Origin of the sequence: Stenotrophomonas sp. CFBP 13724, assembly GCF_014841975.1 — a bacterium.
Lineage (GTDB): Bacteria > Pseudomonadota > Gammaproteobacteria > Xanthomonadales > Xanthomonadaceae > Stenotrophomonas > Stenotrophomonas lacuserhaii.
Window position 1 is genome coordinate 248,556 of the sequence record NZ_JACYUW010000001.1, and the last position, 17,243, is coordinate 265,798.

The 17,243-nt window shown below is 67.9% G+C and carries 19 protein-coding genes; 10 read left to right on the top strand and 9 right to left on the bottom strand.

Annotated elements, in window-relative coordinates:
- Positions 1-11 precede the first annotated feature (11 nt).
- Complete coding sequence (locus IFT63_RS01010; protein ID WP_192082950.1) at positions 12-515, top strand: hypothetical protein; 504 nt, start codon at positions 12-14, stop codon at positions 513-515.
- Positions 516-627: 112 nt separating this feature from the next.
- Here IFT63_RS01010 and IFT63_RS01015 read toward each other — a convergent pair whose 3' ends face one another.
- The gene (locus IFT63_RS01015; protein ID WP_192082952.1) at positions 628-1,884 is read right to left on the bottom strand and encodes a 6-phosphofructokinase; all 1,257 of its coding nucleotides are present in this window, start codon (positions 1,882-1,884) and stop codon (positions 628-630) included.
- A gap of 135 nt (positions 1,885-2,019) precedes the next feature.
- Here IFT63_RS01015 and IFT63_RS01020 point away from each other — a divergent pair, with 135 nt between their 5' ends.
- The 3 genes from IFT63_RS01020 to IFT63_RS01030 all read left to right on the top strand — a co-directional run bounded on the left by IFT63_RS01020 (position 2,020) and on the right by IFT63_RS01030 (position 4,844).
- On the top strand, positions 2,020-2,589 hold the full coding sequence (locus IFT63_RS01020; RefSeq protein ID WP_042614999.1) for an adenylate kinase: 570 nt from the start codon (positions 2,020-2,022) through the stop codon (positions 2,587-2,589).
- A 306-nt stretch (positions 2,590-2,895) separates the two neighbouring features.
- Positions 2,896-4,269: a UDP-N-acetylmuramate:L-alanyl-gamma-D-glutamyl-meso-diaminopimelate ligase gene (mpl, locus tag IFT63_RS01025; protein WP_192082954.1), complete on the top strand. Its 1,374-nt coding sequence runs from the start codon at positions 2,896-2,898 to the stop codon at positions 4,267-4,269.
- On the top strand, positions 4,266-4,844 hold the full coding sequence (locus tag IFT63_RS01030) for an LON peptidase substrate-binding domain-containing protein (RefSeq protein WP_192082956.1): 579 nt from the start codon (positions 4,266-4,268) through the stop codon (positions 4,842-4,844). The genes mpl and IFT63_RS01030 overlap by 4 nt, the downstream gene beginning before the upstream one ends.
- Positions 4,845-4,857: 13 nt before the next feature.
- Here the strand turns inward: IFT63_RS01030 and IFT63_RS01035 are convergent, their stop codons facing one another.
- The gene (locus tag IFT63_RS01035) at positions 4,858-6,849 is read right to left on the bottom strand and encodes a bifunctional DedA family/phosphatase PAP2 family protein (protein WP_042615002.1); all 1,992 of its coding nucleotides are present in this window, start codon (positions 6,847-6,849) and stop codon (positions 4,858-4,860) included.
- Between the two features lie 97 nt (positions 6,850-6,946).
- Between IFT63_RS01035 and IFT63_RS01040 the strand changes: the two genes are divergently transcribed.
- The 3 genes from IFT63_RS01040 to IFT63_RS01050 all read left to right on the top strand — a co-directional run bounded on the left by IFT63_RS01040 (position 6,947) and on the right by IFT63_RS01050 (position 9,515).
- Positions 6,947-7,609, top strand: a complete 663-nt coding sequence (locus tag IFT63_RS01040) for a serine/threonine-protein kinase (RefSeq protein WP_042615003.1) — start codon at positions 6,947-6,949, stop codon at positions 7,607-7,609.
- Between the two features lie 77 nt (positions 7,610-7,686).
- Positions 7,687-8,505, top strand: coding sequence for an SDR family oxidoreductase (locus IFT63_RS01045; RefSeq protein WP_192082958.1), 819 nt, complete (start codon positions 7,687-7,689; stop codon positions 8,503-8,505).
- Between the two features lie 71 nt (positions 8,506-8,576).
- On the top strand, positions 8,577-9,515 hold the full coding sequence (locus IFT63_RS01050; protein WP_192082960.1) for a YiiG family protein: 939 nt from the start codon (positions 8,577-8,579) through the stop codon (positions 9,513-9,515).
- A 38-nt stretch (positions 9,516-9,553) separates the two neighbouring features.
- Here IFT63_RS01050 and IFT63_RS01055 read toward each other — a convergent pair whose 3' ends face one another.
- Positions 9,554-10,429: an ion transporter gene (locus IFT63_RS01055; RefSeq protein ID WP_192082962.1), complete on the bottom strand. Its 876-nt coding sequence runs from the start codon at positions 10,427-10,429 to the stop codon at positions 9,554-9,556.
- Between the two features lie 65 nt (positions 10,430-10,494).
- Here IFT63_RS01055 and IFT63_RS01060 point away from each other — a divergent pair, with 65 nt between their 5' ends.
- Positions 10,495-11,721: an acetylornithine transaminase gene (locus IFT63_RS01060; RefSeq protein WP_192082964.1), complete on the top strand. Its 1,227-nt coding sequence runs from the start codon at positions 10,495-10,497 to the stop codon at positions 11,719-11,721.
- Positions 11,722-11,752: 31 nt separating this feature from the next.
- On the opposite strand, the gene IFT63_RS01065 is transcribed toward IFT63_RS01060, so the two are convergent.
- Positions 11,753-12,370, bottom strand: coding sequence for an HAD-IA family hydrolase (locus IFT63_RS01065; protein ID WP_192082966.1), 618 nt, complete (start codon positions 12,368-12,370; stop codon positions 11,753-11,755).
- Between the two features lie 107 nt (positions 12,371-12,477).
- On the opposite strand from IFT63_RS01065, the gene azu reads away from it, so the two are divergent.
- A complete protein-coding gene (gene azu / locus IFT63_RS01070) occupies positions 12,478-12,927 on the top strand; it encodes an azurin (RefSeq protein ID WP_042612976.1) in 450 nt (149 codons plus the stop codon).
- On the opposite strand, the gene hemL is transcribed toward azu, so the two are convergent.
- Together hemL and thiE are read right to left on the bottom strand one after the other, a co-directional pair.
- Positions 12,924-14,204 carry a glutamate-1-semialdehyde 2,1-aminomutase gene (hemL, locus tag IFT63_RS01075; RefSeq protein ID WP_042612967.1) on the bottom strand — a complete coding sequence of 427 codons (1,281 nt, stop codon included), beginning with the start codon at positions 14,202-14,204 and terminating at the stop codon, positions 12,924-12,926. The genes azu and hemL overlap by 4 nt on opposite strands.
- On the bottom strand, positions 14,201-14,836 hold the full coding sequence (gene thiE / locus IFT63_RS01080; RefSeq protein ID WP_192082968.1) for a thiamine phosphate synthase: 636 nt from the start codon (positions 14,834-14,836) through the stop codon (positions 14,201-14,203). The genes hemL and thiE overlap by 4 nt, the downstream gene beginning before the upstream one ends.
- Before the next feature lie 34 nt (positions 14,837-14,870).
- On the opposite strand from thiE, the gene IFT63_RS01085 reads away from it, so the two are divergent.
- Positions 14,871-15,110, top strand: coding sequence for a rubredoxin (locus tag IFT63_RS01085; RefSeq protein WP_274602567.1), 240 nt, complete (start codon positions 14,871-14,873; stop codon positions 15,108-15,110).
- Positions 15,111-15,133: 23 nt separating this feature from the next.
- On the opposite strand, the gene IFT63_RS01090 is transcribed toward IFT63_RS01085, so the two are convergent.
- The 3 genes from IFT63_RS01090 to rpiA form a co-directional block, all read right to left on the bottom strand.
- On the bottom strand, positions 15,134-15,979 hold the full coding sequence (locus tag IFT63_RS01090; RefSeq protein WP_042612970.1) for a SirB1 family protein: 846 nt from the start codon (positions 15,977-15,979) through the stop codon (positions 15,134-15,136).
- A gap of 88 nt (positions 15,980-16,067) precedes the next feature.
- Positions 16,068-16,514: a DUF192 domain-containing protein gene (locus IFT63_RS01095; RefSeq protein ID WP_042612971.1), complete on the bottom strand. Its 447-nt coding sequence runs from the start codon at positions 16,512-16,514 to the stop codon at positions 16,068-16,070.
- A 61-nt stretch (positions 16,515-16,575) separates the two neighbouring features.
- Complete coding sequence (gene rpiA / locus IFT63_RS01100; RefSeq protein ID WP_192082972.1) at positions 16,576-17,223, bottom strand: ribose-5-phosphate isomerase RpiA; 648 nt, start codon at positions 17,221-17,223, stop codon at positions 16,576-16,578.
- Positions 17,224-17,243: the final 20 nt, after the last annotated feature.

Sequence of the window (17,243 nt, forward strand, 5' to 3'; positions counted from 1 at the left end):
GGAGAACACCGATGCGCCTGCCCGTACTGATGATGGCCCTGCTGGTCCCGGCGCTGCCGGCGCTGGCAGTGGAAACGCCCGAGCTGCAGCGTGCGGTGGGCGCCGCCCAGGCGGTCGGTGCGGTCCATACCTTGCGCCAGATTCCCGAAGCCTGCGCGCGGCTGGAAGGTACCTTCACGGGGGATGCGGCGCAGCCGTACCGCTTCGCACCGGTACGCACCAGCGAGCAGTGCCAGCCGCGGGCGCGCTTCGTCGATTACGCCAAGGCGCAGCCGAGTCAGGCCAAGGGCTGGAAGCTCAACGATGTGATCCGGGTGCCGTCTGCGGCGTGCCCGGCCCAGCAGGCGGTGGTGCGGGTGTGGCGACTGCCGGTAGCGCCGACCACCGAACGCGACGGCCAGGGCCAGTCGCGCATCTATCTGGAAGAGGCCAAGAAGCAGGCCAGCAGCGGCAGGATCCCGCAGGTGACGATGTTCGCCGCGCAGCTGCAGATGGAAGGCACCGCCTGCCAGTAGACCGGGTAGCGCCGAGCCATGCTCGGCGAGCGCCAGACGCGGCCTGCGTCCAGCACCGTCGCACGGGCCCGGAGAAGCCGCCGAGCATGGCTCGGCGCTGCCGGTATCAGCCTCAGGCCTCGAACGGCTCCAGCTTTTTCTTGACCGCGACATTCTTCAGCGTGACGTACTTCGGCAACCCGTCCGGCCCGTAGGGCAGGGGGGCTTCGCCCTTGATCAGCGGCTGCAGGTAGGCCCGGGCCCTTTCGGTGATGCCGAAACCGTCCTTGCGGATGAAGCTTGTCGGCATCTTCTTCTCATGGTTGGCGATCTTCGCCAGCGGTGCCGAGTCGATCTTCCAGCGGTAGGGCTTGTCGCTGCTGCGCACGATCACCGGCATCACCCCGTTGTGCCCGGCCAGCGCCAACCGCACCGCCGCCTTGCCCACCGCCTGCGCCTGTTCCCAGTCGGTCCTGGAGGCGATGTGGCGTGCCGAGCGCTGCAGGTAATCAGGCACGGTCCAGTGCACCTTCAAACCGAGCTGGTCCTTGACCCGGCCGGCCAGGTGCGCGGCCACGCCGCCCAGCTGGGTATGGCCGAAGGAGTCCTTGCTGCCGCCGGCATCGGCGACGAAGGTCCCATCGGCCGTGGCGATGCCTTCGGAGGCCACCACCACGCAGTAGCCCACCTGTTCGACCACCGCGCTTACCTTGGCCAGGAAGGCCGCTTCGTCATAGGCGCGTTCCGGCAGCAGGATCACCTGCGGGGCCTCATCCGGTCCCGTACCGGCCAATCCGCCTGCCGCTGCCAGCCAGCCAGCGTGGCGGCCCATCGCTTCGTAGATGAACACGCGGGTGGAGGTCTCGGCCATGGCGGCCACGTCCAGCGCCGCCTCGCGAACCGATACCGCGGTGTACTTGGCCGCCGAGCCGAAGCCGGGGCACGTGTCGGTCACGGCCAGGTCGTTGTCGATGGTCTTGGGCACGCCGATGCAGCTCAGCTCGACCCCGCGCTCGCGCGCCAGTTCGGACACCTTCAACGCGGTGTCGGCCGAATCATTGCCGCCGTTGTACAGGAACCAGCGCACGCCATGGGCCTGCAGCACTTCCAGCAGCCGGTCGTAACGGGCTGCATCCTGTTGCAGGGATTTGAGCTTGTAACGGCAGGACCCGAACGCGCCACCCGGCGTCTGGGCCAGCGCCCGGATGGCGCTGATCGGTTCGCGCGAGGTGTCGATCAGGTCTTCGCGCAGCGCGCCGAGGATGCCGTTGCGCGCGGCAAGCACCTTCACCCCGCGGGCGCGGGCTTCCTGGATGACCGCAGAAGCAGTGGCATTGATGACGGCGGTGACGCCGCCTGACTGGGCATAGAGCAGGGTGCCTGGGCGCATCGGAACCTCGTGTCGGGACAGGGACATTGCAGGGACATTACCCGGATGCGGTAAAGTGCGGGTATTGCAGTGCAGCGATACCGGCCCGTCCGGACGCCGTACGTTCATGATTTTCAACACGTTGGAGTGAGCTAGATGCGATTGGTTCTGTTGGGGCCGCCCGGTTCGGGCAAGGGTACGCAGGCAACCCGCCTGAAGGAAAAGCTCGGCATCGCCCACATCTCCACCGGCGATCTGCTGCGTGCCGAAGTGGCCGCTGGCTCCGAGCTGGGCAAGCAGGCCAAGGCGGTGATGGATGCCGGCAACCTGGTGTCCGACGAGATCCTGCTCGGCATGCTGCGCTCGCGCCTGTCGCAGGACGACGTGGCCAAGGGCTTCATCCTGGACGGCTATCCGCGCAACGTGGCCCAGGCCAAGGCGCTGGATGGCGTGCTGGCCGATATCGGTCAGCCGCTGGATGCGGTGGTGCAGCTGGACGTGGACGCCGATCAGCTGATCGAGCGCCTGGCCGGCCGTGCCAAGGAACAGGGTCGCGCGGATGACAATCCGGATTCGGTCCGCCATCGCCTGCAGGTCTACACCGAGCAGACTGCACCGGTGGTGGATTTCTATGCCGAACGGGGCACCCTGGCGCGCCTGGATGGCATCGGCGAGCTGGAAGAAGTCGAAGCGCGCATCCACGCCGTGCTGCCGAAGGCCGGATGAGGCCGCCGAGGCCTGCGGTTCGCACCTGAAAAAACACAGGCCTGGTCCCTTCGGACCAGGCCTGTGTCATTTTTAAGCCAGCGGTGGGCTTGCTCAGGGCCCCGCAGCGTGAGCTCCCATGGGGATGGCCTCTTGGGGAGTAGGACCGGTTGGGAACTGCGGCTGGCACTGTGAATTGTGTCTATGTTCATAGGCTGCCGCTATCAGGATTTCCCTTACATGTCTTTGGCTTTGTCTGAGCTGTCTGTCGGACTTATCTGACGTTCTGCTTGTCAGGATGGCCCACCACCGGGTCGATCGGTAACAATGCGGGTCATGAGCAACGTACATATTCTTGGAATCGCCGGCACCTTCATGGGCGGCGTGGCCGCACTGGCGCGTGAGCTGGGACATGCCGTCAGCGGCAGCGACCAGGCGATCTACCCGCCGATGTCGACCCAGTTGGAAACGCTGGGGATCCAGCTGGACCAGGGGTATCGTGCCGACAGCGTTCCGCCGGACATTGCCGAGGTGGTCATCGGCAATGCCCTCTCGCGCGGCAATCCCGCCGTCGAAGCGGTACTCGACGCCGGCCAGCGCTATGTGTCCGGTGCACAGTGGCTCAGCGAACGGGTGTTACCCGGTCGTGACACGCTGGCCGTGGCCGGCACGCACGGCAAGACCACCACCACCACCATCCTGGCCTGGCTGCTGGAAAGCGCTGGGCGCGCGCCCGGCTTCCTGATCGGCGGGGTCGCCGAAGATTTCGGTGTGTCCGCACGGGTAGGGCTGGGCCGCGAGTTCGTGGTCGAGGCCGACGAGTACGACACTGCCTTCTTCGACAAGCGCAGCAAGTTCGTGCACTACCGGCCGCTGGTGGCGATCCTCAACAATCTCGAGTACGACCACGCCGACATCTTCCCGGACGTGGCGGCGATCCAGCGCCAGTTCCATCATCTGGTGCGCACCGTGCCGGCGCGCGGCCGGCTGATCGTCAACGGCGAGGACCCGCGCCTGGCCGAGGTGCTGGCGATGGGCTGCTGGACCCCGGTGGAGCGCTTCGGTTTCGATGCGACGCTGGAATGGCACGCCGAACTGCTGCGCGCCGATGGCAGCGCGTTCGTCGTGCATCATCGCGGGCAGCGGGTCGGCGTGGTCCATTGGGCGTTGCTGGGCCGCCACAACGTGCTCAATGGCTTGGCTGCGCTGGCCGCCGCACACGCCGTGGGCGTGGTGCTGGCCGACGTGCTGCCGGCGTTGTCACGCTTCCACAGCGTCAAACGGCGGCTGGAAGTGATCGGCCAGGCCGGCGGCATCACCGTGTACGACGACTTTGCCCATCATCCCACCGCCATCGCCACCACGCTCGAAGGCCTGCGTGCCAAGGTGGGCGATGCGCGCATCGTGGTGGCGATGGAGCCACGCAGTAATTCGATGCGGTTGGGCGCACATGCCGAGGCCCTGGCGCCTTCGCTGGCGTTGGCCGATGCAGTGGTGTTCCTGCACCGGCCCGGGCTGGAATGGGATGCCGCCGCGGTGATGGACGCGGTGCGCGGCCAGGCGCTGGCGGTGGCCGATACCGATGCGTTGCTGGCCCGGTTGGACGCCCTCGCCGAAGCCGGTGACCACGTGGTGTTCATGTCCAATGGCGGCTTCGATGCCGCGCCGCGGCGCTTCCTGGCGCAGCTGCAGGGCTCATGAGCGCGGTCGCGACGCTGCCGTTGTTTCCGTTGCACGCGGTGCTGTTGCCGCGCGCGAGCATCGGCCTGCGCGTGTTCGAGCGGCGCTATCTGGACATGCTGCGTGATTCAAGCCGCGACGGCGGTGGATTCGGGCTGTGCCTGATCCTGCAGGGCGACGAAGTGGGCGCGCCTGCGGTGCCCGCAGCCTTCGGCGTGGAAGCCCGGGTGGATGATTTCGACATGGGCAGCGATGGCGTGCTGCAGCTGCGGCTGCGCGGTGCGCGGCGCTTCCACGTGGAGCAGACCCGCGTGCGCGACAACGGGCTGGTGGTGGGCGAGGTGCGCTGGTGCGCGCCGGATACCGACGACGAGCTGCGGCCGCAGCATGCGCTGCTGTCGACCCTGCTGCAGCACATCATCGAACAGGCCGGTGAGGACTATGCACCGGCCACGCCGGCGCTGCTCGACCAGGCATCCTGGGTAGGCTGGCAGCTGGCGCAGCTGCTGCCGCTGGAAGAATCCCAGCGCCTGCAGTTGCTGCAGCTCGACGATGTCCACGCCCGTCTGGACCTGCTGCTGGGCTGGATCCCGTAACGGCTGACGCGCGTTATTCGGTGCGCAGTCGCAGCACCGGCAGGCCCGTTTCGGGATGCACGCCTTCCTGCATCGGCAGGCCTTCCACCGATGCCTTGACCGCCGCCATCGCCGGGTCGATCCCGCGCAGCGGATGCCACATGCCGATCCACTCGAAGTGGCGGGTGAAACGCAGCGTCTGCGCACTGCCCAGCCACAGCGGCACGTCGCCGGGCTGCAGCACCCTCGTCGCCGGCCACAGGCGCAGCACGTGGCGCTCGTCCGGCCGCTCGCCATCGCGCACCATCAGCAGGCTTTCCACCTGCGTATCCAGCGTGGCCGGCAGCACCGGCAGCGCTTCCGGACCGGTGTCCTGGTCGAGCATCAACAAGGCCTGTTCCCACCCGGCCTGCGGCTGCATCCTCCAGCCTTCTGATTCCAGCCGCGCCTGCAACGGGGCAAGCGGGCCGGCCACCTGCACGTCCAGCGGCCAGCGCTGGTCATCGTCGAATTCGTTGCGCCGCGCCGGCATCGTCTGCCAGTCCTGCTTCCACCAGCGATCGGCCTGCAGCGGCGCCGGAGCGGCCTGGTGCGGTTCGAAGCGTTCCAGCTTGACCGCGATGTTGCGCGGTGCGTACCACAGGGCCGCCACCAGAAACGTGCCGTAGAACAGCCAGGCGACCGGCTTGACCCAGAACGAGCGATTGAAGCGGCGGCGGTAGGCGATGCCCAGCACCAGCAGCCAGAACAGCCCGAACAGCATGCCGCCGATCACATCGCTCAGCCAGTGCGCGCCAAGGTAGATGCGCGAAAAACCGATCAGGCTGACCACGAAACCGGAGACCAGGTAGGGCCACACGCGGGTCCGGCCGGGCAGTTCCCGGGCGATCAATACCGCGAAGAAGCCGAAGGTGATCGTGGCCATGGTCACTGACACGGACGGGAAGCCGAAGCCGCTGCTGGCATCCGGCGGGCGCACTACGTCCACGGTGGCGCCCAGCAGCATCGTCAGCGCCAGGCCGAAGGCCAGTGCCGCCAGCCAGTGTGCAGCGGCCATCCAGCGCCGGCGCCAGAGCAGGTACCCCATGCCGACCGCAGTGGCCGGCAGCAGCACCGGCCAGGCGCCCAGCGAGGCCAGCGCGGCCATCGGATGATCGGCCAGCGGATTGCGCAGCGCGAGCATGGCCTGGTGCACGGCCAGGTCGATGCTGAGCGGCTCGCCGTGCGCCACCACCACCATCAGCAGTGCGAACCAGCACCAGCCCAGCACCAGCAGCATCAGCGCCAGCATCGCCAGCGGCACCGATTCGCGCCGCTGCGGGTCGAATACCGACACCGAGTAACGTCCCAGCGTGGGGTGGCGCTGCGACCAGTCCAGCAGCCGTGCCAGCCAGGTATCCATGCGTGCCGCCGACCAGCGATAGCCATACAGCACGATGGCCCACACCAGCCCCAGGATCACGCCAAGCAGGCCGACCACCACCACCAGTCGCCCGGCGACCGCAGCGACGGCGTCATACGCCCCGCCCAGCACCCAACCCGGCAACAGGAACAACACCGCCCAGGACACGCTGGCGATGCCGCTGGCCTGCATGTAGCGGCTGGCCTGCATCTTCATCATGCCGGCGATGGCCGGCACGAACGGTCGGATGGCGCCCACGTAACGGGCCACCAGGATGCTCTTGAAGGCATTGCGGCGGAACATCGTTTCGCCGCGGTCAAGCAGCTGCGGATAGCGGCTGAAAGGGAACACGCCGCGCAGCCGGTCGCCCCAGCGGCGGCCGATCCAGTAACTGATGCCATCGCCGGCGAACGCGCCCAGCGCCGCACAGGCCACCGCATACGGGCCGGATATCTGCCCCAGGCCGATGAACACGCCTACCGCGAACAGCAACGGCAGCGCAGGCACGATGGCGCCCAGGATGATGACCGCATCGCAGAACGCGATGAGGAAGATGGCTGCACCGGCGAGCACTGGATTGGCGGCAATCCAGGCGAGGGTGGCGTCGATCCATGAAGAGTCCATCGCCAGATTATAAAGGCGTGCAGGTGACTGGTTGCCTGCTTGATGCAGGCTGATCGAGACAACGTCGATCGCCTGGAGCGATCGCCTAGAATGGGCCATGGCAGATAACCGCACGCTCGCGCAGCACGCGCTCAAGTCAGACAGCTTCGGCCGCATCCTGCTGGTGCAGCAGGCCGAAGGCCGTTTCGTGCGTCGTGACCTGGGTGCCACGCCGTGGTGGCTGCGGGCGCCTGCCTGGTGGCTGGCACGACGCGAAGCGCGCGCGCTGCGGCACATCGATGGCATGCAGGCAGTGCCGAAGCTGCTGGCATGGGACGGCCGCTGGCTGGACCGCAGCTTCATGGCCGGCGATGCGATGTACCAGCGCCCGCCACGCGGCGACGTCGCCTGGTTCCATGACGCGCGCCGGCTGCTGCAGGAGCTGCATCGGCGCGGGGTGGCGCACAACGACCTGGCCAAGGAAGCCAATTGGCTGGTGACCGAAGCCGGTCATCCGGCGTTGATCGATTTCCAGCTGGCGGTGATCGGCAACCCGCGCTCGCGCTGGATGCGGCTGCTGGCGCGCGAAGACCTGCGCCACCTGCTGAAGCACAAACGGATGTACTGCCGTGAATCGCTGACCCCGGTGGAAAAGCGTGTGCTCAAGCGCACCTCGTGGGTGCGTGAACTGTGGTTCGCCACCGGCAAGCCGGTCTATCGTTTCGTCACCCGGCGCATCCTGCACTGGGAAGACAACGAAGGGCAGGGGCCCAAGCCCTGAGGCCACACGGCGGCCGCGCGACGTGGGCACGCGCATAATGCAGCGTCGGCGTCGGCCGGTGACCAGGAGAAAACGTGGTGTCCAACCTGCAGGGCAAGACTCTATTCATCACCGGCGCATCGCGCGGGATCGGGCTGGCGATCGCGCTTCGCGCGGCGCGCGATGGCGCCAACGTGGCCATCGCGGCCAAGTCCTCGGTGGCCAATCCGAAGCTGCCCGGCACCATCCACAGTGCGGCCGAGGCGGTCACCGCCGCCGGCGGGCAGGCGCTGGCGCTGAAGTGCGACATCCGCGAGGAAGACCAGGTGCAGGCGGCGGTGGCCGCCGCCGTGGACACCTTCGGCGGGATCGATATCCTGGTCAACAACGCCAGTGCGATCTGGCTGCGCGGCACCCTGGAGACGCCGATGAAGCGCTTCGACCTGATGCAGCAGGTCAACGCGCGTGGCAGTTTCCTGTGCGCGCAGGCGTGCCTGCCGTACCTGCTGCAGGCGCCCAACCCGCATATCCTGAGCCTGGCGCCGCCGCCCAGCCTGGACCCGAAGTGGTGGGCGCCGCATACCGGCTATACGTTGGCCAAGATGGGCATGAGCCTGGTCACGCTGGGGCTGGCGGCGGAGTTTGGTCCACGCGGCGTGGCGGTCAATGCGCTGTGGCCACGCACGGTGATCGCCACCGATGCGATCAACATGATCCCGGGCGTGGACGTGCAGGGCTGCCGCACGCCCCAGATCGTGGCAGATGCCGCGCACGCGGTGCTGGTGCGCGAAGCGGCCGGCTTCCACGGCCAGTTCCTGCTCGATGACGAGGTGCTCGCCGCGGCCGGCGTGACCGATCTTTCCGGTTACGCGGTGGACCCTGCGCATCCGCTGCTGCCAGATCTTTTCCTGGATTGATTCAACGGCACGTTGACGGCGGCGTCTGCTATGGTGCGCGGCTGTAATCGTTTCCAACAGGGAAGTACCCCATGCACCCAATCTTCCGTACGGCCGTCCTGGCCGCCTCCGTTGCGCTGTGCCTGGCCGCCTGCCAGAAGGGCGCTTCCAGCGCAGCCGCCGTCGAGGGCGCCGACAAGATCAACGCCTACATCGCCTGCTTCAACGGCGTGCAGCAGCCGATCCAGGAAAGCTTCCAGCGCTACGTTTCGTGGATCGCCGATCCGGCGGCCGGCCCCACCGGCAAGGAAGAAACCGTGCGTGCGCCGGGCACGGTCTTGTCCCACCGCGTCGAGTTCTGCGGCGCGCCGCTGACCGCCGCCCTGGCACAGCAGCCGGCCAACGCCGCGCTGGATCCGGCCGCGCGCCGTTACCAGGAAACCTTCACCGCGCTCAACGAGAAGATCAGCGATGCCGTGCGTTACTACGATCGCGAAGACTACAAGCGCGATGGCGGTGAGGGCATGCGCCAGCGGCATGCGCCGCTGATGCAGGCCTATTCGGCGTTCTTCGAAGCCGGTGATGCGATGGATGCGGCGCTGGAGGCGAACGAAGACCAGCGCCGCAAGGAGCAGATCGCGGCGATCGAGAAGGAAGAGGGACGCAGCGCGGCGTTCTACCACCTGAGCATCATCGGCGAGGGCAAGCAGCTGGTGAAGGTGCTGGACGGCGACGCGCCGGACCTCGCCGCCGGCCGTGCACAGCTGGCGCGCTACCAGGCCGTACTGGAAGAAGCGGCCAAGGCGAAGATCGGCCAGGGCGATCCGATGTGGGGTCACATGGAGCGTTCGGCGGACAAGCTGGCCAGCGAGGGCGGGCGCCGCATCGAACGCCTGCAGGCCAACCAGCCGTTGAGCCGCAGTGACCAGATCCTGCTGGAGAGCGGTGGCATGCCGCCGTCCGGCACCGCCCCGGCGCTGCTGGCCAGCTACAACGATCTGGTCGACATGAGCAACCGCATGGCACGTTGAGGTTGGCAGGGCGGGGGCGCGCCTGCGCCACCCGCCCGCTAGACCTGGTTGAACAGTTCCGGCAGGGGCTCGGCGCACTGCCGGCAGTAGCGTGCGTCGGGCGCGTGGCCTTCCAGCCCGCAGCGCAGGCAGCCACGTCCATCGCGTTTCTCGTTGTGCTCGGCCTCGCGCATCGTGCTGGCCAGTTCGGCGGTGTAGATGCCGGTTGGCACCGCGATGATGCTGTAGCCGATCAGGATCAGGATCGACGTGACGAAGCGGCCGAGCATGGTCTGCGGCACGATGTCGCCGAAGCCGACCGTGGCCATGGTCACCACCGCCCAGTACATGCTGCTGGGGATGCTGGTAAAGCCGTTGTGGGGCCCTTCGATCAGGTACATCAGCGCACCGGCGATGATGGTGATGGTGATGACCGTGAACAGGAACACCAGGACTTTGCGCCGGCTGCGCCACAGCGCCAGCATCAGCACGCCGCTTTCTTCGATGTAACGGGTCAGCTTGAGGATGCGGAACACCCGCAGGATGCGCAGCGCACGCACGACCAGCAGGCTCTGCGCGCCGGGGATGAACAGGGACAGATAGGTCGGCAGGATCGACAGCAGGTCGATGATTCCCCAGATGCTGACCGCGTAGCGCAGCGGGCGCTTCACCACCGCCAACCGCAGCACGTATTCCAGCGTGAACATCGCCGTGAACGCCCATTCCAGCACGTACAGGCCCGCGGCCCAGCGCAGGTGCAGGTGCTGCACGCTGTCGACCATCACCACGATGACGCTGGCGATGATCGCCAGCACCAGCAGCAGGTCGAAGTTGCGCGAGGGCCCGGTGTCGTGGCGGTAGATGATGTCGAACCAGTACCGGCGCCAGCCGGTGGCGCTGGCGGGGTTGAGCTGTGGAGCGGAGAAAGGGCGCATGCGCGCATTGTGCCGCACCGGCTGCGGGGCGAGAATGGGCGCTTTCCGAAGCTCGCCGGACCGCCATGACCGCCGCCACCGACCCCCTGATTTCCCTGTCGCATTACTACCTGCCGGTGTACAAGCCGCGCCAGGTCGTGCTCGAGCGCGGGCAGGGCGCGCGCGTCTGGGATTCGCAGGGCCGCGAGTACATCGACCTGGCGGCGGGCATCGCCGTGTGCGGCCTGGGCCACAACGATCCGGACCTGACCGCGGCGCTGCTGGAACAGGCCGGAAAGCTGTGGCACACCAGCAATGTGTTCTACAGCGCCCCGCCGCTGCACCTGGCCGAGGAACTGGTCAAGGCCAGCCGTTTCGCCGAGCGGGTGTTCCTGTGCAACTCCGGTGCCGAAGCCAACGAAGTGGCGATCAAGATGGTGCGCAAGTGGGCTTCATCGCAGGGGCGCCCGGCGGATCGGCGGGTCATCGTCACCTTCCGCGGCAGCTTCCACGGCCGCACCCTGGCGGCAGTGACCGCCACGGCCCAGCCGAAGTACCAGGAAGGCTACGAGCCGCTGCCGCAGGGCTTCCGCTACGTGGATTTCAATGATGAAGTGCAGCTGGAAACCGCGATGGCCGCCGGTGACGTGGCCGCGGTGATGCTGGAGCCGGTACAGGGCGAGGGCGGGGTGATGCCGGCCAGGCCGGGCTTCCTCAAGCGCGTGCGTGAACTGTGCGACCAGCACGGTGCGCTGCTGGTGCTGGATGAGATCCAGGCCGGCATGGGCCGCACCGGTACCCTGTTCGCGCACTGGCAGGATGGGGTGGTGCCGGACATGGTGACCCTGGCCAAGGCGCTCGGCGGCGGCTTCCCGATCGGCGCGATGCTGGCCGGCCCGAAGGTCGCCGAGACCATGCAGTTCGGCGCCCATGGCACCACCTTCGGCGGCAATCCGCTGGCCGCTGCGGTGGCACGGGTGGCGCTGCGCAAGCTGGCTTCCGATGAAATCGCCGCCAACGTCGAGCGCCAGTCACGCGCACTGCGCGATGGCTTCGAGCGCATCAATGCCGAGTTCGGCGTGTTCGGGCAGGTGCGTGGACGCGGGCTGATGCTCGGTGCGGTGCTGTCCAAGGATCACCTGGGCCAGGCCGGCGTGATCCTGGACCACGCCGCCGAACACGGCCTGCTGACCCTGCAGGCCGGTCCGGACGTGCTGCGTTTCGTGCCGTCGCTGAACATCACCGACGAAGAAATCGCCGAGGGCCTCAAGCGCCTGCGCGCGGCCGTGGCCAGCTATATCGCCGCACGCTGAGCGCTGCTGCGGACGCCGTGACGGCCGCCGGTCATCCCGGCAGACCGTGGCGCTTCAGCACGCGGCCCACGCTGCGCCCGTCGCGCACGGTTTCGGCCTGCAGGCCCGCCTGGCGCGCACCGCGCACGTTGGTGAACAGGTCATCGACGAACAGCGTGCGTGCCGGCTCGGCATCCAGCCGGTGCAGTGCGCGCTGGTAGACCACCGGATCGGGCTTGCGTCCGCCGAGCGCGCCGCTGCACAGCAGTCCGTCAGCCACGCGCTCGCAGAGCGTCGGCAGCAGGGCGCGAAGTACCTCGGCCATCAGCGGGCCGTTGTTGGTCAGCAAGCCGATGCGCACTGAAGCAGGAAGGGCGAGGATACGGCGCACCACATCCTCGTGCGGCCGCGATGCCGCCAGCCGTGCCTGGATCCAGCGCGCCGCGCTGACCTCGGCCTGCAGGCCCTCGCTCAAGGTGCGCAGGTAAGCGGCGGTGTCGATGGCGCCGCTGTCGTAGCGCCTTTCCAGGCCACTCTCGAACAGCACCTGCTGGACGCCCGCGCTGTCCACGCACAGGCTGCGGGCAAGATGCCGCACACGCACGCTGCGCTGGTAATCCAGCAGCACGCCATCCACGTCCAGCAGCAGCAATTCGATGCTTGGCTTCATGACCGAAGCATGCCCGATATGCCGGCGCGGCTGCGACAGCCGGTCGCAGCCGCGCGCTGCCCTTCCTTCCTACAATGGAGCGCACCAACAATCGGGAGCAGCCAATGATGAAGCAATGGGCATGGGGGGCAGGGCTGGGCGCGGTGCTGTTGGCGCCGTCGGCGATGGCGCGCGTCTGCGCGGTGACCATCGACAGCACTGACCAGATGACCTTCAGCGCGCGCGAAATCACGCTGGGCGCCGACTGCACCGAAGTGGCCCTGACCTTGCGCCACACCGGCCGCATGGCGGCCACCGCGATGGGCCACAACTGGGTGCTGACGCGCACCGCCGATTACCAGCCCGTGGCAATGGCCGGCATGCGCGGCACGCTCGCCGACAGTTACCTGCCCAAGGGCGATGCGCGCGTGCTGGCGCATACCAAGGTGATCGGCGGCGGGCAGAGTACCAGCGTCCGGTTCTCTACCCGCAGCCTGCAGAAGGGCGGGGACTACACCTTCTTCTGCTCGTTCCCCGGCCACTTCGCGATGATGAAAGGCAAGCTGGTGTTCGGCTAGGCCTTGAAGGCGATGCGGGCGGCGGCGAGGGTGGCGTCGATCACGGCATCGTCGTGTGCGCTGGAGAGGAAGCCGGCCTCGTAGGCCGATGGGGCCAGGAACACGCCCTGTTCCAGCATCGCGTGGAAGAAACGGTTGAAGGCGGGGATGTCACAGGCGGTGGCCTGGGCATAGGTCTCCACTTTCTGGTCGGTGAAGAACAAGCCGAACATGCCGCCGACCTGGGTCGTGGTGACGCTCACGCCGGCTTCGGCGGCGGCCTGTTCCAGGCCCGCGCACAGGCGCGCGGCGCGCGCGGACAGCTGCGCGTGGAAGCCCGGCTGCTGCACCAGCTCCAGCATCGCCAGGCCGGCGGCCATCGCCACCGGATTGCCGCTCAAGGTGCCGGCCTGGTAGATCGGGCCGGCCGGTGAGATCTGCTGCATCAGCTCGCGCTTGCCGCCGTAGGCGCCCACCGGCATGCCGCCGCCGATGATCTTGCCGAAGGTGGTCAGGTCCGGGGTGACGCCGTAGTGCGCCTGTGCGCCGCCCAGCGCAACCCGGAAGCCGGTCATCACTTCATCGAAGATCAGCACGGTGCCGAAGCGCGTGCACAGCTCGCGCAGGTGCTGCAGGTAGCCCTCGCGCGGCGGGATGCAGTTGGCATTGCCGACTACCGGCTCGATGATCAGGCCGGCGATCTGCTCGCCCTGGGCTTCGAACAGCGCGGTGGCAGCGTCGAAATCGTTGTAGGGCAGGGTGAGGGTCAGCTCGCTCAGGCCGGCCGGCACGCCCGGCGAGGTGGGCACGCCGAGGGTCAGCATGCCGCTGCCGGCCTTGACCAGGAACGAGTCGCCATGGCCGTGGTAGCAGCCTTCGAACTTGACGATGCGGCTGCGGCCGGTGGCACCGCGCGCCAGGCGGATCGCCGACAGCGTGGCTTCGGTGCCGGAGTTGACCATCCGCACCATCTCGCAGGAGGGCACCAGCCGGGTCAGCGTCTGCGCCATGGTGACTTCGGCCGCGCATGGCGCGCCGAAGGACAGGCCACTGTCAGCGGCCTTCTTGACGGCCTGGCGCACCGCCGGGTGGTTGTGCCCGACGATCATCGGGCCCCACGAACCGACGTAATCGATGTAACGGTTGCCATCCACGTCGTGCAGGTAGGCGCCGTCGGCGCGTTCGACGAAGAACGGCTCCCCGCCCACCGACTTGAACGCGCGCACCGGCGAATTGACGCCGCCGGGCAGCAGCGCCTGGGCGCGGGTGAACAGGGCGTGGGACTGGTCGTGGTTCATGCGGGATCCTTGAAGCAGGCGAGATAGGCGTGCAGGGCGGAGACCGGGTCGGCGGCCTCGAACACGCTGCTGATCACCGCCACCAGGTCTGCACCGGCGGCGATGGCGGGACCGACATTGTCCGGGGTCAGCCCGCCGATCGCCACCCGCGGCACGCCCAGTGCGGCGCTTTGCCGCAGCAGCTCCGGGGTGGCGCGGCGGGTGGTCGCCTTGCTGCGGCTGGGGAAGAAGGCGCCGAAGGCTACGTAGCTGGCGCCCGCGGCGACCGCCTGCTGCGCCAGCACCTGTTCGTCGTAACAGGACGCACCGATCAGCGCCGCCGGCCCCAGCAGCGCACGTGCCGCCGCCACGCCGCCGTCGTCTTCACCGATATGCACGCCGGCCGCGCCGACCGCCTGCGCCAGCCGTGCGTCGTCGTTGATCAGCAGCGGCACGCCGTGACGTTCGCACAGCGCCTGCAGCGCGGTCGCCTGCTCGTGGCGCAGCGCCGCCGTGGCGGTCTTGTTGCGGTACTGCAGCCACGTGGTGCCGGCGGCGAGCAGCGGCTCGACACGGGCCAGCAGGCGCGCGGTGTCGGCTTCGTCGGGCGTGATCAGGTACACGCCGCGAGGCGTTGCAGGTGCTGGGGACATGGATGGCTACCGGTTGCGCGGCCACGATGGGACAATGGCCGGGAAGTGCATCGAAGGACGTTATTTTGAAGGGGAACATCCGATGAGCGACACCCCCCCGGCCCGGTTCCGCACCTGGATGTGCGTGGTCTGTGGATTCCTGTACCACGAAGCGGAAGGCTTGCCCGAAGAAGGCATCGCGCCGGGAACCCGCTGGGAAGACGTGCCCGATACCTGGACCTGCCCGGACTGCGGCGTGACCAAGGATGACTTCGAGATGGTCGAGCTGGACTGAGGCGTGTGCCGCCGCGGCGCGGCTCAATGCAGCCGCGTGCGCGGTCCGCCCAAGTCCACCAGTTTCTCGCGCAGGGCCTGCGCGTCGCCCGCGTCGGGATTGCGCTGCACGTAGCGCCCGAGGTCGCGACGCGCACCGGCCAGGTAATCCAGCTTCAGGTAGGCCAGGCCCCGATCGCGCAGCGCATCGTCGTTTTCCGGCGCCAGTTTCAGCAGGCGGTCGGCACTGCGCGCCGCACGGTCCCATTGATGGTTTTCCGCATAGACGCCCTGCAGGTTGCGCAGCATGCGCATCAGGATCGCGCGGCTGGGCGCGGCGTCGAGGATCTGCGCCAGCACCTGGTCGTCCGGTCGCTGCCCGCCCAGGTGGGAGCTTGCGCGCTCGCGCAGTTCTTCCACGCCCAGCGGCCGGCCGCCGTTGAACGGATCCATCACCAGCATTCCTTCTTCCATCGGCAGGCGCACCAGGAAGTGGCCGGGGAAGGACACCCCGTCCAGCGCGATGCCCAACCGCCGCGCGACCTCCATCTGCACCAGGGCCAACGAGATCGGATTGCCCAGGCGGCGTTCGAAGACTTCGTTGAGGTAGCTGTTGCGCGGATCGTAGTATTCGTCGTGGTCGCCGCTGTAACCCAGCTCATCGAACAGATGGCGGTTGATCGCGGCCATTTTCAGCGGCGCTGAAGGGATGATCTCCACTTCCGCGCGCAGGTGGTCGACATGGGCCTGCACCGTCGCGTCGTATACCGTCGGATCCAGTGCGGGATATTCGTCGCGCGCGATCAGCAACGCAGTGGGCAGCAGTGGCAGCGACTCGTCGTCGAGTTCGGCCAGGGTGTCCCAGTCGGGCAATGTGATGCGCTCCTGCATGCCTACAGACTGGCGGCAATGCCGCAAGGTTTCAAGCTGCAGCAGGTGAAAGAATGCCGGCCGACGACCGGCATCCTGGTCCTTCCGGTCAGAGCGGCGGGATGCCCGGGCCGAGCTTCAGTTCGGTGCCGTCCTTCAACTTGATCTTCTCCGCCTGGCCGGCGTTGAGCTCCAGCACGTAGCGTGCCGGCCCACTGCTGGGATACGGCGGGCAACGGTCGCCCGCCGAGCACGGCGGCACATCGCGCTGCTGGCTGACCAGCCTGCGTGCACTGTCGAAGTAGAGGATGTCCAGGCCGATCCGGGTGTTCTTCATCCAGTAGGCGAGGGGTTCCTCGCGGTCGTGGATGAAGAGCATGCCGTGGTCTTCGGGCAGGCTGTCGCGGAACATCAGTCCGCGCGCGCGGGTCTCATCGTTCTGCGCAAGTTCCACCTTGTAGCGGGCGCCATCGAGCTCGACCCAGTGCTGGGACGCACCGGTGGCGCAGCCGGCCAGCGCGAGCAGCGGCAGCAGGAGCAGGGAACGGATCGACATGGGGTTTTCCTTGGTAGGGGAAACGGTCAGGCGGGCCTTGCAGCGCACGCCCCGCAGGGAATCAGAGCACCGCCGGCGGTTCGCCGCCGACGATCACCACGTCGGCGCGCCGGCGCGCGAACAGGCCCACGCAGACCACGCCGGGCAGCTGGTTGAGCTCGCGCTCGAGCTTTTCCGGATCGGTGATCTGCAGGTGGTGGATGTCCAGGATCTGGTTGCCGTTGTCGGTCACCACGCCCTCGCGCCAGGTCGGCTGGCCGCCGGTCATGTCGCGGATCCGGCGGGCGACCAGGCTGCGTGCCATCGGGATCACTTCCACCGGCAGCGGGAACCGCCCCAGCACCGGTACCTGCTTGGACGGGTCCACGATGCAGATGAAGCGCTCGCTGGCCTCGGCGATGATCTTCTCGCGGGTCAGCGCGGCACCGCCGCCCTTGATCAGGCACTTGCCGGGATCACACTCGTCGGCGCCGTCGACATACAGCGACAGCGTGCCGGTGTGGTTGAGCTCCAGCACCTCGATGCCGAGCTGCTTCAGGCGCGCGGTGCTCTGTTCGGAACTGGATACCGCGCCCTTGATGCGGTGCTGGATGCGGCCCAGTGCATCGATGAAGTAGGCGACCGTGGAGCCGGTGCCGACCCCGACGATCATGCCGTCTTCGACGTATTCGATGGCTTTTTCAGCGGCCAGGCGCTTGGCTTCGGACATGCGGGCGGTCTCGATGGAGG

Excerpts from the sequence above, each read along its gene's own strand:
- IFT63_RS01010 (WP_192082950.1), top strand. The coding sequence starts at position 12 with ATGCGCCTGCCCGTACTGATGATGGCCCTGCTGGTCCCGGCGCTGCCG.
- IFT63_RS01015 (WP_192082952.1), bottom strand. The coding sequence starts at position 1,884 with ATGCGCCCAGGCACCCTGCTCTATGCCCAGTCAGGCGGCGTCACCGCC.
- IFT63_RS01020 (WP_042614999.1), top strand. The coding sequence starts at position 2,020 with ATGCGATTGGTTCTGTTGGGGCCGCCCGGTTCGGGCAAGGGTACGCAG.
- mpl (WP_192082954.1), top strand. The coding sequence starts at position 2,896 with ATGCGGGTCATGAGCAACGTACATATTCTTGGAATCGCCGGCACCTTC.
- IFT63_RS01030 (WP_192082956.1), top strand. The coding sequence starts at position 4,266 with ATGAGCGCGGTCGCGACGCTGCCGTTGTTTCCGTTGCACGCGGTGCTG.
- IFT63_RS01035 (WP_042615002.1), bottom strand. The coding sequence starts at position 6,849 with ATGGACTCTTCATGGATCGACGCCACCCTCGCCTGGATTGCCGCCAAT.
- IFT63_RS01040 (WP_042615003.1), top strand. The coding sequence starts at position 6,947 with ATGGCAGATAACCGCACGCTCGCGCAGCACGCGCTCAAGTCAGACAGC.
- IFT63_RS01050 (WP_192082960.1), top strand. The coding sequence starts at position 8,577 with ATGCACCCAATCTTCCGTACGGCCGTCCTGGCCGCCTCCGTTGCGCTG.
- IFT63_RS01055 (WP_192082962.1), bottom strand. The coding sequence starts at position 10,429 with ATGCGCCCTTTCTCCGCTCCACAGCTCAACCCCGCCAGCGCCACCGGC.
- IFT63_RS01060 (WP_192082964.1), top strand. The coding sequence starts at position 10,495 with ATGACCGCCGCCACCGACCCCCTGATTTCCCTGTCGCATTACTACCTG.
- IFT63_RS01065 (WP_192082966.1), bottom strand. The coding sequence starts at position 12,370 with ATGAAGCCAAGCATCGAATTGCTGCTGCTGGACGTGGATGGCGTGCTG.
- azu (WP_042612976.1), top strand. The coding sequence starts at position 12,478 with ATGAAGCAATGGGCATGGGGGGCAGGGCTGGGCGCGGTGCTGTTGGCG.
- hemL (WP_042612967.1), bottom strand. The coding sequence starts at position 14,204 with ATGAACCACGACCAGTCCCACGCCCTGTTCACCCGCGCCCAGGCGCTG.
- thiE (WP_192082968.1), bottom strand. The coding sequence starts at position 14,836 with ATGTCCCCAGCACCTGCAACGCCTCGCGGCGTGTACCTGATCACGCCC.
- IFT63_RS01085 (WP_274602567.1), top strand. The coding sequence starts at position 14,871 with ATGGCCGGGAAGTGCATCGAAGGACGTTATTTTGAAGGGGAACATCCG.
- IFT63_RS01090 (WP_042612970.1), bottom strand. The coding sequence starts at position 15,979 with ATGCAGGAGCGCATCACATTGCCCGACTGGGACACCCTGGCCGAACTC.
- IFT63_RS01095 (WP_042612971.1), bottom strand. The coding sequence starts at position 16,514 with ATGTCGATCCGTTCCCTGCTCCTGCTGCCGCTGCTCGCGCTGGCCGGC.
- rpiA (WP_192082972.1), bottom strand. The coding sequence starts at position 17,223 with ATGTCCGAAGCCAAGCGCCTGGCCGCTGAAAAAGCCATCGAATACGTC.